The organism is Streptomyces sp. CB02056, from assembly GCF_001905545.1.
GTDB lineage: Bacteria > Actinomycetota > Actinomycetes > Streptomycetales > Streptomycetaceae > Kitasatospora.
Window position 1 is genome coordinate 422,908 of record NZ_LIPD01000005.1, and the last position, 13,882, is coordinate 436,789.

The window sequence follows — 13,882 nt, forward strand, 5'->3', positions numbered from 1 at the left end:
AACAGGAACGGGGCCGGGTCAGGGTCGGGGCAGCGCGGAACGAAGCCGTACGGAACGGAGCCGCGCGGAACCGGGCCGTACGGATCGGAGCCGTACGGAACGGGGCTGGTTCAGTCGCCCGGCCAGGGTGAGACGCGCATGGGCAGCGCGTTGGGCCGGATCAGCGCGTGGGCCACCGGCCGGACCTGATGGCCCGCCACCGGTCGCGGCCGCCACCGGGAGACGATCGCGCGCAGGACGACCAGCATCTCGGTCATCGCGAAGTGGTCCCCGATGCACCTCCGGTTGCCCAGGGCGAACGGGACGTAGGCGCCCGGCGGCAGGTCCTTCTCGGGGCGGTCGAGCCACCGGTCCGGGTGGAACCGCAGCGGGTCCGGGTAGTGGGCCGGGTCCCGGTGCATCGTCAGCGCGCTGTAGATCAGCTCGGCCCCCTGCGGGAGGTCGACCCCGCAGACCCGCACGGGCCCCAGGGCGCGCCGCATCAGCAGCCAGCTGGGCTGGTGCAGCCGGAGCACCTCGCGGAGGAACCGCTCGGTGAACGGGAGCGTCGCCGCGCCGGGCGGGACGTCGGCGGGCAGGGCGTCGCACTCGGCCTTGATCCGCTCGGTGAGTTCGGGACGCCGTCCGATCTCGTGGAGCGCCCAGGCCAGGGTGGTGGCCGTGGTCTCGGCACCGGCCATGAGCAGGGACAGCAGCTCGTCGCGGGCCTCCACGTCGGTCATCCCCCGCGGATTGCCCGGGGTAGCGGTGAACATGATCGACAGCAGGTCGCCGCGGTCGGCCGGGTCCTGGCGGGCCTGCCGGACGGCGGCGTCCGCGAGTTCGCGCAGCGCCGTGGCCGCGGCCAGGTACCGGCGGTGCCCCAGTGCGGGTGAGGAGGCGAGGGGAGCGGGCAGCAGGGTGCCGACGAGGACCCCGCGCATCACCGTGTTCAGGTGCTCGGCGACGCGCTCCCCCAGTTCGGCGACGGCCCGGGCGCCGTCCGGGCGTTCGGTGCTGAACAGGGTGGCCACGAGCATGGCCGTGACCGTCCGCCGCAGCACCACGTCCATGGCGATCACCTCGCCGGGGCGCCAGGAGGACACCTGTTCCTCGGCGATGCCGGTCATCGTGGCGACGCCGCCGGCGATGGTGTCCCGGCGGAACGCGGGCTGGAGCGCGCGCCGTTGACGGAGGTGGACGTCGTGCTCGGAGGTGATGATGCCGTTGCCAATGAAAGGCCGTGCGACGTCGAACAGCAGGCCTTTGCCGAACTTCCGGCTCTGCGTCAGGAGAACCTCGTGGACGGCCTCGGGCGAGTTCAGGACGAACACCGGCCGATTGCCCAGGAATATCCTGACGATGCCGCCCTGCGCCCGGATCGACTGGAGGAACTCCACCCGTTTGACGGCGAGTTGCGGCAGGTGGCCGAGCAGTGGAACCCACCCCCGTGCCACGGGCGCCGTCGTGGAAGCGCTGATGGAACGCACGGCCCCGCACCTCCCTGAAGTCTCGGACCGGAAATCAGCCCGGTATTGGAACGTTCATTCGCTCGCGGTGCACGGTGATCATCGTCCGACGGATCGGGAGAGGTCAAGGGATCGGCTGGAATTGCACCACCGGGGTGATTTTGAGCCGCACGGCGTGAATTCCCCCACCGCCCGCGCATTCCGGCCCCGGGGAACACCACCCGGTCGCTCAGAGGAGGGCGCCGCCGGAGACCTCGATGCGCTGGGCCGTCATCCAGCGCAGGCCCTCCGACGCCCGCGTGGACCCGCGCTCCGGCCTGACCTCCATCGGCCACCGCTGTACCGATGTTCCCCGAAGCCGCGTTCCAGGCCACCCGGACCGGATTGGACCGGGACGCCGTCCGCCCCGGCGGCTAGCCTCGGCCGCACCGCACAGTCGATCAACGGAGAGCCCCCATGCACCCCGAACTCGCCGCCGACCTCGGCCGGTTGCCCGAGATCCTGGAGGAGACCCGGCAGCGCGCGCTCGCCTTCCTGGCGGGCCTCGACGAACGGCCCGTGGTCGAGCGGGCCGGGCCGCCCGCCGTCGCCCCGCTCACCGAGGAGGGCGGCGGGGCGCACGCCGCGCTCACGGAGTTCACGGAGCGCTGGGAGCCCCGGCTTTCGGCGAGCGCCGGGCCGCGCTACTTCGGGTTCGTGACCGGCGGGGCGACGCCGGCGGCGCTCGCGGGCGACTGGCTGACCTCGGCCGTGGACCAGAACTCCAACTCCTCGCTGGACCCGGCCGGTCAGCAGCTGGAGCGGGAGACGGTCGGCTGGCTGGGCGAGCTGTTCGGGCTCTCGGCGGCGCACCGCGGCACCTTCGTGAGCGGCGCGACGATGTCGAACACGGTGGGGCTGGCGATCGCCCGCGAGTGGCTGGGCGAGCGGCTCGGTGTGGACGTCGCCGAGGACGGGGTCGGCGCGCTGGGGCCGGTCCGGGTGCTGTCGGGCAGTGCGCACTCCAGTGTCGCCAAGGCGCTGTCGGTGCTCGGCCTGGGCCGTACGGCGCTGCGGACGGTGCCCGTCCTGCCGGGACGGGAGGCGGTGGACGTGGCCGCGCTGGAGCGGGCGCTGGCGGAGGCCCCGGGGCCGTGCGTGGTGGTGGCCAACGCCGGGACGGTCAACACCGTCGACTTCGACGACCTGCGCGCGATCGCCGCGCTGCGCGAACGGTACGGGTTCTGGCTGCACGTGGACGCCGCGTTCGGCGCCTTCGCCGCGCTGTCCCCGGAGCACGCGGAGCTGGTCGCGGGGCTGGACCTCGCCGACTCGGTCTGCGTCGACCTGCACAAGTGGCTCAACGTGCCGTACGACAGCGCCGTGCAGTTCACCCGCCGCCCGGACCTCCAGGCCCGGGTCTTCCAGAACGCCGCCGCCTACCTCGGCCCGCTGAGCGAGCACCCGGACCTCGTCCACCTCACGCCGGAGAACTCCCACCGGCTGCGCGCCCTCGCCGCCTGGTTCACCCTGCGGGCGTACGGCCGCGCCGGGCACCGGGAGATCGTGGAGCGCTGCGTCGCCGGCGCCCGGGCGCTCGGCGCGGAGGTGGCGCGGATCGACGGGCTGGAGCTGCTCGCCCCGGTCCGGCTGAACGTCGTCTGCTTCTCGCTGACGGCGGACCCGACCCCGGAGCGGCTGGCCGCGCTCGCCGCCGAGCTGGCCGACGAGGCCTTCCTGACGCCCACCCGCTACGCCGGACGGCCCGCCCTGCGCGCGGCGTTCAGCAACTGGCGCACCACCGGGGCGGACGTCCGGCGGACGGCGGAGGCGCTGGACCGGGCCGTCCGGAAGCTGACGGCCTGAGCGGACGCACCGGTCGGAGCCGGCACCGGCCAGTGTCAGTTCCGGCCGGTACCGGCTCCGGGTCGGCCTCAGCTCCGCTTGTGGTCCCCCGTCCCGCCGTCGATCAGCTCGCGCAGGATGTCCATGTGCCCGGCGTGCCGCGCCGTCTCCGTGGTCATATGGATCAGCACCCAGCGCAACGAGACGGAGTTGCCGAACCAGGAGGTGCCGAGGTCGTCCAGCGCGAGCTCCCCGATCGTCTCGTCGGCGTCGGCCCTGGCCCGGGCGTAGAACGCCAGGACGTCCGCCGTCGACTCGCCGGGATCCACCCGCATGTCGGAGTCGTCATCGGCCTCGATGTCGAACGGCAGCGGGCCCATCTCCCGGCCGAACGTCCCCCGGAACCAGCCGAGTTCGGCACCGCCGAGGTGCTTCACCATCCCCAGCAGGTTGGTCCCGGAGGGCGTCATCGGACGACGCAGCTGCTCGTCGTCCAGCCCCTCCAGCTTCCACAGCACGGCCTCGCGGTGCCGGTCCAGCGCCGCCCGGAGGCTTTCCTTCTCCCCACCCGTGAAGGGCACACGATTGCTCATGCGCGGGACCGTACCAGCCGCCACCGACACAACCGCGAGGGTGGCGGGACAGCCCTACGGCCACTGCCCCCAGCCGTCCGGGCTCACGGGTGCGCCCCGTCCCCGTACACGCCGCCCGCCTCGTCGGTGAGCTCCGCGATGAGCTCCGCGTGCGCGAGGTTCATGTACCGCAGCGGGCGCCAGCGGGAGCGGTGGTCGGGGTGGTCGCCGAACATCTCCGCCGTCACGCACAGCCGCCTCCACCACAGCATGGCGTCCTGGCGCATCCGCTGCGTCCAGCCGGGCTCGTCCTTGCGGCCCTCCAGGACCACCTCCTCCCAGGCCACCAGGACGTCCGAGAGGAAGATGCAGTCGCTGGCGGTGACCTCCGCCAGTCGCGCGGCGGCCAACCGGGCGCTGGTGCCCTCGGGTTGGGCCTCGACCAGCTCACTCATGCGGGCGGCCAGGAAGGCCCGCAGCGGGGAGACGTCGTCGGTGTGGAGGTCGTCGGCGAACTCCAGCAGTTCCACCTGCTTGCGTACGCGTGCCATCGTGCGGCGTTTCCCCTCGGCTCGGACGGTGCACGCACACTGACACACCGTCACCGTTCTCGCCACCGACCTTATCGGCTCGCACCGGACACCACGGCCGATTTCCGAACATCCCGTACCGACCCGCCGGCCCGTGCCACCATGCGCGGCCTCCTCGCCCAACACGCGTGGCGGACCTTGCCCTCACACCGGTGTGAAGGCCGATGATGCTCCCATGACCGCCACTCCTTTCGACCCGTACGAGCTGCTCGCGCAGAGCCGCCTCGGCATCCTCGCCACCATCAAGGCGGACGGCCGGCCGCAGCTCTCCCCCGTCATGCCGTTCTACGACCGGGAGGCGAACGCCATCCTGGTCTCCACCCGGGACGGGCTGGCCAAGACCGCCAACCTGCGCCGGGACCCGCGCGTCAGCCTGGAGGTGACCGGGCCGGACGGCCGCTCCTGGACCACCGCCGAGGGCGTGGCCACCCTGACCGGGCCGGGCACCGACCCCGAGGGGCCGGAGGTGGAGGCGCTGGTGGACTACTACCGACGCGCCGCCGGCGAGCACCCGGACTGGACGGAGTACCGCGAGACCATGGTCGCCGACCGCCGGGTGCTCCTCACCATCCCGGTCGACCACGTGTACGGCACCCGCATCTGACCGGCCCCGCCCGGCCCGGCCACCGTCACGGGGGAACGGTGGCCGGGCCGCAAACCCCTTCTGGAGCCGGGGAGTTCAGCGCAGCGAGTCGACGCACCCGGTCAGCGCTTCGGGTCAACGCACCCGGTCAGCGCCTCGGACCGACGCCGCCGGTCAGCGCAGCGTCGCCGTGACCACGGTGGCGTCCAGGTCCTCCTGCCGGCTCTCCACGGCCGCCAGCCCGGCCGCCCCGGTCACCGCGAGGGCCGCCGACACCTGCCGCTCGCTGGTCTCGAACAGCAGCGACCCGCCGGGCGCCAGCCACCGCGGCGCCTCGGCGGCCACCCGCCGCAGCACGTCCAGCCCGTCCGCCCCGCCGTCCAGCGCCGGCCGCGCCTCGTGCAGCCGCGCCTCGGGCGGCAGCAGGCCGAGGTCGCCGGTCGGGACGTACGGGACGTTGGCGATCAGCACGTCCACCCGGCCGCGCAGTTCCACCGGGACGGCGGCGAACAGGTCGCCCTCGAAGACCCGCGCCGCGACGCCGGCCAGGTTGCGGCGGGCGCAGCGGACCGCGCCCGGGTCGATGTCCGCCGCGTACAGCTCGACCGGGTGCGCGGCCGCGGCCGCCACGGCGGCGCCCAGCGCGCCGCTGCCGCAGCACAGGTCGAGCACCACCGCACCCGGGGCGGTCAGCGCGGTGGCGGCGGCGGCCAGGAACTCGCTGCGGCGGCGCGGGACGAAGACGCCCGGGTCGACGGCGATCCGCAGACCGGCGAACTCGGCCCAGCCGACGACGTGTTCGAGCGGCCGCCCGTCGGCACGGAGGCGGACCATGGCGGCCAGGTCGGCGGGCGAGGCGGCGGCGGAGAGCAGGATCCGCGCCTCGTCCTCGGCGAACACGCACCCGGCGGCGCGCAGCCGGGAGACCACCGAGGAACGGAGGGAGGCGGAGGAGAAGACCGACAAGAGAAACCCCTTGGGGGAAGACGGGAGAGCTGACGACTCCGTCAGGGCTCCCGCGGGGGCCGACACCGCATCGGCGCGCCGTTCGCGCTATGCGCGCGAGGCGCCCACGCGGCCGCGCTCCGGGAGCACCCGCTCGGACATTCCGTAAATGGGGCTCACCTCCCTGAGTCGCGGTCATACTCGGCGTCGGCCACCCTACCGCACCGTCAGTCGGGAACGGTCGAACAATGTCCACCGGCCCCGCCGAACCCGCCCTGGCGCGCGCCGTGCCTCACGCTCGTTCATCCGAGCTATTCGATAGCTCCACTGACAGTACACAGCTTGTAGCGGATCGCGATGGCCACCCATAGTGACGCTATGACGAGACAATCCCGCGGAGCGTCACGGCTTCGCGCCCGAACGGCCCGCTTCATCAGCGCCGCGGCCACGCTGGGTTTGCTCGGCGCAGGCCTCGCCGCCCCGCTCGCCCCACTCGCCCAGGCCGTCACGCCCGCGCACCACCCCGCCGCGCCGCTGCCGGAGCGGGTCCGGGCCACCGGCACCCCCCTGCTCCAGGAGGCCTTCACCGGTGCCACCACCGACTCGCGCTTCATCGCCGTCGGCTCCGCCTGCCTCACCGGCGCGGCCCCCGCCCAGCCCGGGCCGGGCGACCACCCGCTCGGCGGCTGCCCCGCCGCCGAGACCGGCCCGGTGCCGCCGCTGGACTCCGCGCCGCTCGGCTACCTGCGGATCACCGACTCCGGCAACGACCAGAGCGGCGCGGTGCTCTTCGACCAGGCCCTGCCCGCCGGCAACGGCCTGGACGTGACCTTCGACCAGTGGCAGTACGGCAGCACCACGCCGAACACCCCGGCCGACGGCATCTCGTTCTTCCTGGTGAACGGCGACGTCTCGCTCACCCACCCCGGCGCGTTCGGCGGCAGCCTCGGCTACGCCCAGAAGCTGCCCGACGACAACCCGAACCTCGGCTTCCTGTCCGGCGTCGACCGCGGCTACCTCGGCGTCGGGCTCGACGTGCTCGGCAACTACTTCGGCGACTGGGAGCAGCGCGGCAACGGATGCTCCCAGCGCTCCCCCGCCGGTACGTCCTTCCGCGTGCCCGCGCCCGGCGCCAACATGGTCACCGTCCGCGGCCCCGGCGACGGCACCACCGGCTACTGCTTCCTCACCGCGACGACCGGCAACTTCACCACCAACGGCCCGTGGCCCTCCACCCTGCCCGGCAAGCTCCAGGGCCCGCTCACCACGCTGCCGGCCGGGGTGACCCCAGCTGAGGCCCAGACCCTGCTGGAGCCCTCGCGCCGCCGGGTGAACGTGCACCTGACGCCGGCGCCCTCCCCGGTGCTGACGGTCTCCGTCGACTTCAACGACGGCACCGGCTCGCACCAGGTGCTCCAGACCCCCGCACCGGAACCGGTGCCCTCGACCTACAAGTTCGGCTTCGCCGGCTCCACCGGCCTGTTCACCGACGTCCACCTGATCCGCAACGTGGTGATCTACACCGACCAGCCGCTGCCCGAGCTGAACCTGGTCAAGCAGCCGCACGAGCCGCTGCCCGGGCTGCTGACGGTGGGCACCCCGATCCCGTACGACTTCGTGGTCACCAACTCGGGGAACGTGCCGATCACCAACCTGGCCGTCAACGACCCGACGGTCGGGCCGGTCACCTGCCCGGTGAGCACCCTGGCGCCCGGTGAGACGGTGACGTGTACGGCGACGTACCTGGTCACCGCCGCGGACGCCGCCCAGGGCCACGTGACCAACACCGCCCAGGCCACCGGAACCACCGACGTCGGCCCGGTCACGTCGCCGCCCGACACGGTCACCCTGCCGGTGGTGGCGCCGCCGGGCATCACGCTGACCAAGCACGTCGACGCGCCCGAGCCGTTCCACGTCGGCGACACCGTGCCGTACAGCTACGTGGTCACCAACACCGGCGGCAGCCCGGTGACGGCGCTCTCGGTGACGGACGACAAGGCCACCGGGATCACCTGCGACTCCACCGTCCTGGCACCGGCCGGCAGCCCCGGGGACAGCACGGTCTGCCACGGCAGCTACGTCGTGACGGCGGCCGACGCCCAGGACGGGAAGGTCCTCAACCACGCCACGGCCAACGGGACCTCGGACGGCCGGCCGGTCACCGCGGAGGCCCAGGCCACCGTCACGGTGATCGGCCCGTCCTCGATCTCCCTGACGAAGCAGGCCGGCACCCCTGGTCCGGTCCACGCCGGGGACACCGTCACCTACACCTACACGGTGACCAACACCGGCACGACCACGCTGACCGACGTGAGCGTGGCCGACGACCACGTCCAGAACGTGACCTGCGACCACACCACCCTGCTCGCGGGGCAGGCCGCCACCTGCCACGGCACCTACACGGTGACCGCCGCCGACGAGCAGCTCGGCCACGTCACCAACACGGCCCAGGCGGACAGCACCGGGCCGCTGGGCGAGCTGGTGCAGAGCCCGATCGCCCAGGTGACGCTGCCGGTGGCGGGCGTCCCGAAGCTCGACCTGACGAAGCGGGCCGACAGCGCCGGGCCGTTCCACGTCGGCGACACCGTCGCGTACACCTACACGGTGACCAACTCCGGGACGACGGTGATCGACGACCTGACCGTGGCCGACGACCACGTCTCGTCCGTGAGCTGCGACCGGACGACCCTGGAGCCCGGCCAGAACACCACCTGCCACGGGACGTACACCGTGACGGCGGCCGACGCCCAGGCCGGGCACATCACCAACACGGCGCACGCCAACGGCACCGACCCCCAGGGCCAGCCCGTGCAGAGCCCGCCCGTCGAGGCCACCGTCGACGTCGTCACCCCGGTGTCCGCGCTCATCATCGCCAAGCAGGCCGACAGCGCGGGCCCGTTCCAGGTCGGTGACACGGTGCACTACACCTACACGGTGACCAACTCCGGGATGACGGTGATCAACAGCATCACCGTCAGCGACGACCACGTCTCGTCCGTCACCTGCGACCAGACCACCCTCGCCTCCGGCCAGAACACCACCTGCCACGGGACGTACACCGTGACGGCGGCCGACGCCCAGGCGGGGCACGTCACCAACACCGCCCACGCCGACGGCACCGACCCCCAGGGCCGGCCCGTACAGAGCGCGCCGGTCCAGGCCACGGTGACGGTCGGTACCGCCACCTCCTCGCTGGCCGTCACCAAGCGGTCCGACGCCGCCGGGACGGTGTACCCGGGCGACACCGTCACCTACACGTACACCGTCACCAACACCGGGAGCACCACGCTGACCGGCCTCACCGTCGGCGACGACCGCGTCCGGCAGGTGACCTGCGAGCAGACCACCCTCGACCCGGGGCAGAGCACCACCTGCCACGGCACGTACACGGTGACGGAGGCGGACGCGCAGGCGGGCAGCGTCACCAACACCGCCCAGGCCTCCGCCCGCGACCCGCAGGGGCAGACCGTACAGAGCCCGCCGGTCGAGCTCTGCATCTCCGTCGCGCCCTGCCCGCCGAAGGGGCACGACCACAAGGGCGGCGGGGGCAAGGGCTGCCCGAGCCGTCCGGGCCACCATCCGATTCCGCCGCAGAAGGGCGGCCCCGGCGGCGAGCTGCCCCAGGCCGGAGCGCCGGTCGCCGTCCTCGGCCTGGCCGGGGGCGGGCTGGTGACCCTCGGTGGGGCGCTGTTCTACCGGGCCCGGCGGCGCGCGGCCGCCGGTCGGTTCGTGGCATAGCAGCCCCGATCACCGCCTGATCCCCGCCGTCCACCGGTCGACGGACCGCCCTCGGTGCCTGCGGGCACCGAGGGCGGTTCCGTGTCCGGACCGGGGCTGCCACCCTGATCGGACCGGGTTCAGGCGGGCTGCGGGGCCGGCGGCCTGGTGCGGTAGCCGCCGCCCCGGCCCGGGGGCACCAGGCAGGGCAGCAGCCAGTCCCAGAGAGCGCCGACCCGGCGGGCGCGCTCCCCGGCGGGGCAGCCGTCGGCGAACACCACCTCCAGGCCGCAGGCGGCGGCCACCACCAGGGTCTCCGGGCCGAGGCCGCCCGAGCGGTCGCGCAGCTCGCCCGCGCGGCGGGCGCCGGCCAGCAGGTCGCGGACGACGCCGGCCCAGACGCTGTGGAAGCCGCGGATGTCGGCGAAGGCCTGCTGCCCGGGGTCGGCCGCGGCGGGCCTGGTCGTCGCGGGTACGGGCGCAACCGTGGCGGGCGCAGCCGTGGTCGGCGCAACCTGCCAGCCGCCGTCCTCCCGGCCCAGGCGGAAGGCCGCCCGGATCACCGGGTCCGTCCCGAGGGCCTCGACCAGCCAGTAGCCCGCGTCGATCAGCCCCTGGAGCGGGGACGACGCGGCGCGCAGCTCCACGCAGGCCGACCGCAGCGAGCGTTCGGCCTGCACGGACACCGCTCTGGCCAGCTCCTCCTTGGAGGCGAAGTGGAAGTACAGCGCCCCCTTCGTCACCCCGGCGGCCGCGGCGATCTCGCCGAGGGTGGCACCGGCGTAGCCGCGGCGGTCGAACAGTGCCGCCCCCGCCTCCACCAGCCGCCCGCGCGTCCGTTCCGACCTCTCCTGGACCACCCGTCCCACAACCCCTCACAACGACAAGCAGGTTCCGACCAGACCGCGGCCGCCCCACGACGGACGCCCCGGCCTCCGACGGCCGTCCGCGGCCGGTGCCGCCGATGCGACACCGACCGGGACGGCCCGGCCCACGACCCGGACAACCGGCCGGTTCAGCCGGCCCGGCTGAACCGGGCCGCCGCCTCCGGCCCGGCGGCCGCACCGACGGCCACACCGGCGGGCTCGCGATCCGCCGCACGCTCCGACCCGCGCTCGGACACACGCTCGGGACCGGCGAGCAGGATGGAGCGCTGGAGCCGCCGCAATCCGACCGAGGGCTCCATGCCCAACTCCCGCACCAGGGTGTTCCGCAGGCGCTGGTACGCCTCCAACGCCTCGCCCCGGCGGCCGGAGCGGTGCAGCGCGACCATGTACTGGCCGTGCAGGCTCTCGTGGGTGCGGTAGCGGTCGACCAGGACGGTGAGTTCGGCGAGCAGTACGCGGTGCCGGCCGAGGCGCAGGTCGGCCTCGATCCGCTGGTCCAGCGCGCAGAGCCGGGTCTCCTCCAACCGCCTGACCTCGACGGCGAGTTGGCCGCCGACCGGGACGTCCGCGAAGGCCGGCCCGCGCCACAGCGCGAGCGCCTCGCCGAGCAGCCGGGCCGCCCCCGGGTAGTCCTCGGCGTCCATCGCCCGGTAGCCGGTGCCGGCCAGGCGCTCGAACTCCCGGAGGTCCGTCAGTCCGCCGCCGCTGTTGAGCATGTAGCCGCCCGGCGAGGTCACCAGGACGTCCTTGGCGCAGGACACCCCCCGCGCCGTACCGGCCGTCGCGAGCGCCCGGTCGATGAGGTCGCGCAGCTGGAGCACGTACGTCTGCACGGTGGTGCGTGCGCTGCGCGGCGGACGGCCGGACCACAGCTCGTCGGCCAGCACCCCGGCCGACACCACCTGGTCCGCCCGCAGCGCCAGCAGTCCCAGCACCTGCCGCGGCTTCGGCGCCGACGGCACCACCGATATCCCGCACACCCGGACGTCCAGCGCCCCGAGCACCCGAATTTCCACGATGACCACCCCAATCACACGGAACGCCGCAGCCTCCACGGCCACGGCCGGCACCCGGGTCGACACCCTGGGTCAACTGCTACCAGTCAAAAACAGGACGCGCGGTTTGTCAATACAAAACCGAACGTGCTGTTTGTTTTGCGCGGACGTTGCGGCCCGCCACCCTCGGCAGTGCCACCGCCGCGCCGCGTGACCGGGCCCGGGCAAACCAAAGGCGGCGCCGGACCCCCGTGGTCCCGTCGCCGCCGATTCGCCCGCCCCCGCCGCCCTCGCCCACCCGGATTCCCGCAGGTGGGTCGGGCGGTGAGCCGCCGTCAGCCCACCCCGACCTCCGTCTGCACCTCGGCGCGCACGGCGCCGCCCGCACCATCCGGACCGCCGTCGAGGTCTCCGCCCTCCGAGTCGCCCTTCGAGTCGCCCTCCGCCGCCGCACGGGCCGCCGCCGCCTCGGCCACCACCTGGGCACCGCGGTTCGGCCCCATCTGCAGCGAGCCGAGCACGCCCGGCACCGCGATGCTCGGCATCAGGTGCTGGTACAGCGCGGACACCCGCAGCTCCAGGTCGGCCCGGCCGCAGAGCTTCTGGGACTGGATCTGCACCCCCGTCCACGCGGCGACGAGCAGCCACGCGGTGTCCGCCGGCACGACGTGCGGGAGCAGCTCGCCGCGCTCGCCGGCCGCGACCAGCAGCGTCTCGAACCGGGTGATCCAGCCGGGGATGGCGCCGCCGCCCAGATCGTCGAAGAGGTCCTGCCCGAGCGACAGCCGGGCACCCGCGCTGAGCAGCGGGTCGCGCGGCATCAGGTACGCCACCACCATCCCGGTGTCCACGAACTCCTGGAGCTTGCAGCTCCGTTCGGGAACTCCGTCCTGGACGAACTGCTCCTCCACCACGCCCTGCGCCAGATCGCGCTTCGAGGCGAAATGGAAATACACCGCACCGCGCGTCACACCGGCCCGGGAGACCACCTCGCCGATGGTCGCGCCCTCGTACCCGAACTCGTCGAAGACCGAGGCCGCCGCCTCCAGGATCAGCCGACGTGTCCGGAGCGCCCGTTCCTGCCGTACCACCGAAACCACCCCGCCCTGAGCTCCCGGAAAACAAAACCAAACACCCCGTATCTTAGCTTCGCCCCACCCACGACCGACAAGACGATGCCGAGGAATCCCGCCAACCACTCCCCCTCCCCACACCCCGTCAGGCCCCACCGCCCCGGTGGATCGACCTCCGGCGCACCGCCTCCCGCACCCAAAATACCGAACGAACGGTTTCTTCCAGGCGTTCGCCTTCGTACCAACATTCGCTCCCATCCGTACGTGACCTCCGACCCGGGCCGGTCGTTGCACCGGATCTGCGGGATTCCTCGACGGAAGCGGGTGCGGATGGGCCTCAGGCTGGGCGTGGTGGTACTGACGATGGGCGACCGGCCCCGGGAGCTGGGCGCGCTCCTCGACTCGGTGGCAGCCCAGGAGGGCGAGGCCGCCCGGGTCGTGGTGATCGGGCAGGGCGTGCGGCTGCCGCCGCTCCCGGACTGGGTCGACGCGGTGGAACTGCCGGAGAACCTCGGCATCCCCGGCGGCCGCAACCTCGGCGCCCGGCGACTGCGCGAACTCGGCGGCGTGGACGTGGTGGTGAACCTGGACGACGACGGCCTGCTCCCCCGCACCGACACCTTCCGGCTCGTCCGGGAGGCCTTCGAGCGGGAGCGGCTCCTCGGCGTCGTCGGCTTCCGGGTCGCCGACGGGACGGGGCACACCCAGCGCCGCCACGTCCCGCGCCCGGGCTCCTCCGGTGCCCTGCGCTCCGGCGAGGTGACCACCTTCCTGGGCGGCGGCCACGCGATCCGGATGAGCGCCATCGACCGGGTCGGCGGCTTCCCCTCGCGGTTCTTCTAGGCCCACGAGGAGACGGACTTCGCCTGGCGCGTCCTCGACGCCGGCTGGTCGATCCGCTACCGGGCCGACCTCCTGCTCCAGCACCCCCGGACCGAGCCCGCCCGGCACGCCGCCTACTACCGGCTGACGGCCCGCAACCGCGTCTGGCCGACCAAACGCCGACTGCCCGCCGTCCTGGTCCCGCCGTACCTCGCCTCCCGGTCGGTGTACACCCTCTCCCGCCACCCACCCGCCGCCGGACTGCGCGCCTGGTACTCCGGCTTCCTGGAGGGCGTCCGCACCCCGTGCCCACCCCGCCGCCCGATGCGCTGGGCCACGGTCTGGCGGATGACCCGACTGGGGCGGCCCCCGGTGTTCTGACACCCGGGCGCGGGGGCCCGCTGTGGGCCCTGCTCTTGTAGCACC

Annotated in this window: 10 protein-coding genes and 1 pseudogene; 4 read left to right on the forward strand and 7 right to left on the reverse strand. The window is 73.7% G+C overall.

All coding sequences use genetic code 11. From position 1 onward, the window contains the following. Positions 1-110 precede the first annotated feature (110 nt). The gene (locus tag AMK13_RS16855; protein ID WP_079272199.1) at positions 111-1,469 is read right to left on the reverse strand and encodes a cytochrome P450; all 1,359 of its coding nucleotides are present in this window, start codon (positions 1,467-1,469) and stop codon (positions 111-113) included. Positions 1,470-1,904: 435 nt separating this feature from the next. Between AMK13_RS16855 and AMK13_RS16860 the strand changes: the two genes are divergently transcribed. Next, complete coding sequence (locus AMK13_RS16860; protein WP_074002892.1) at positions 1,905-3,293, forward strand: pyridoxal phosphate-dependent decarboxylase family protein; 1,389 nt, start codon at positions 1,905-1,907, stop codon at positions 3,291-3,293. A 68-nt stretch (positions 3,294-3,361) separates the two neighbouring features. Here AMK13_RS16860 and AMK13_RS16865 read toward each other — a convergent pair whose 3' ends face one another. Next, complete coding sequence (locus tag AMK13_RS16865) at positions 3,362-3,865, reverse strand: DinB family protein (RefSeq protein ID WP_074002893.1); 504 nt, start codon at positions 3,863-3,865, stop codon at positions 3,362-3,364. A gap of 83 nt (positions 3,866-3,948) precedes the next feature. Beyond that, positions 3,949-4,395, reverse strand: a complete 447-nt coding sequence (locus AMK13_RS16870; RefSeq protein ID WP_074002894.1) for a hypothetical protein — start codon at positions 4,393-4,395, stop codon at positions 3,949-3,951. 214 nt (positions 4,396-4,609) lie between these two features. Between AMK13_RS16870 and AMK13_RS16875 the strand changes: the two genes are divergently transcribed. Then, a complete protein-coding gene (locus AMK13_RS16875; protein WP_049652970.1) occupies positions 4,610-5,038 on the forward strand; it encodes a PPOX class F420-dependent oxidoreductase in 429 nt (142 codons plus the stop codon). Positions 5,039-5,191: 153 nt separating this feature from the next. On the opposite strand, the gene AMK13_RS16880 is transcribed toward AMK13_RS16875, so the two are convergent. Beyond that, positions 5,192-5,983: a putative protein N(5)-glutamine methyltransferase gene (locus AMK13_RS16880; protein ID WP_074002895.1), complete on the reverse strand. Its 792-nt coding sequence runs from the start codon at positions 5,981-5,983 to the stop codon at positions 5,192-5,194. A gap of 357 nt (positions 5,984-6,340) precedes the next feature. Between AMK13_RS16880 and AMK13_RS16885 the strand changes: the two genes are divergently transcribed. Next, positions 6,341-9,700, forward strand: a complete 3,360-nt coding sequence (locus tag AMK13_RS16885; RefSeq protein ID WP_143204552.1) for a DUF7507 domain-containing protein — start codon at positions 6,341-6,343, stop codon at positions 9,698-9,700. A 119-nt stretch (positions 9,701-9,819) separates the two neighbouring features. Here AMK13_RS16885 and AMK13_RS45925 read toward each other — a convergent pair whose 3' ends face one another. The 3 genes from AMK13_RS45925 to AMK13_RS16900 all read right to left on the reverse strand — a co-directional run bounded on the left by AMK13_RS45925 (position 9,820) and on the right by AMK13_RS16900 (position 12,652). Beyond that, a complete protein-coding gene (locus AMK13_RS45925; protein ID WP_074002897.1) occupies positions 9,820-10,539 on the reverse strand; it encodes a ScbR family autoregulator-binding transcription factor in 720 nt (239 codons plus the stop codon). 155 nt (positions 10,540-10,694) lie between these two features. Further along, positions 10,695-11,582: an AfsR/SARP family transcriptional regulator gene (locus tag AMK13_RS16895; protein WP_079272222.1), complete on the reverse strand. Its 888-nt coding sequence runs from the start codon at positions 11,580-11,582 to the stop codon at positions 10,695-10,697. A gap of 314 nt (positions 11,583-11,896) precedes the next feature. Then, positions 11,897-12,652, reverse strand: coding sequence for a ScbR family autoregulator-binding transcription factor (locus tag AMK13_RS16900; protein WP_079272201.1), 756 nt, complete (start codon positions 12,650-12,652; stop codon positions 11,897-11,899). A 312-nt stretch (positions 12,653-12,964) separates the two neighbouring features. Between AMK13_RS16900 and AMK13_RS41880 the strand changes: the two are divergent. Beyond that, a pseudogene (locus tag AMK13_RS41880) lies at positions 12,965-13,837 on the forward strand (glycosyltransferase family 2 protein). Positions 13,838-13,882 lie beyond the last annotated feature (45 nt).

Excerpts from the sequence above, each read along its gene's own strand:
- AMK13_RS16860 (WP_074002892.1), top strand. The coding sequence starts at position 1,905 with ATGCACCCCGAACTCGCCGCCGACCTCGGCCGGTTGCCCGAGATCCTG.
- AMK13_RS16865 (WP_074002893.1), bottom strand. The coding sequence starts at position 3,865 with ATGAGCAATCGTGTGCCCTTCACGGGTGGGGAGAAGGAAAGCCTCCGG.
- AMK13_RS16870 (WP_074002894.1), bottom strand. The coding sequence starts at position 4,395 with ATGGCACGCGTACGCAAGCAGGTGGAACTGCTGGAGTTCGCCGACGAC.
- AMK13_RS16875 (WP_049652970.1), top strand. The coding sequence starts at position 4,610 with ATGACCGCCACTCCTTTCGACCCGTACGAGCTGCTCGCGCAGAGCCGC.
- AMK13_RS16885 (WP_143204552.1), top strand. The coding sequence starts at position 6,341 with ATGACGAGACAATCCCGCGGAGCGTCACGGCTTCGCGCCCGAACGGCC.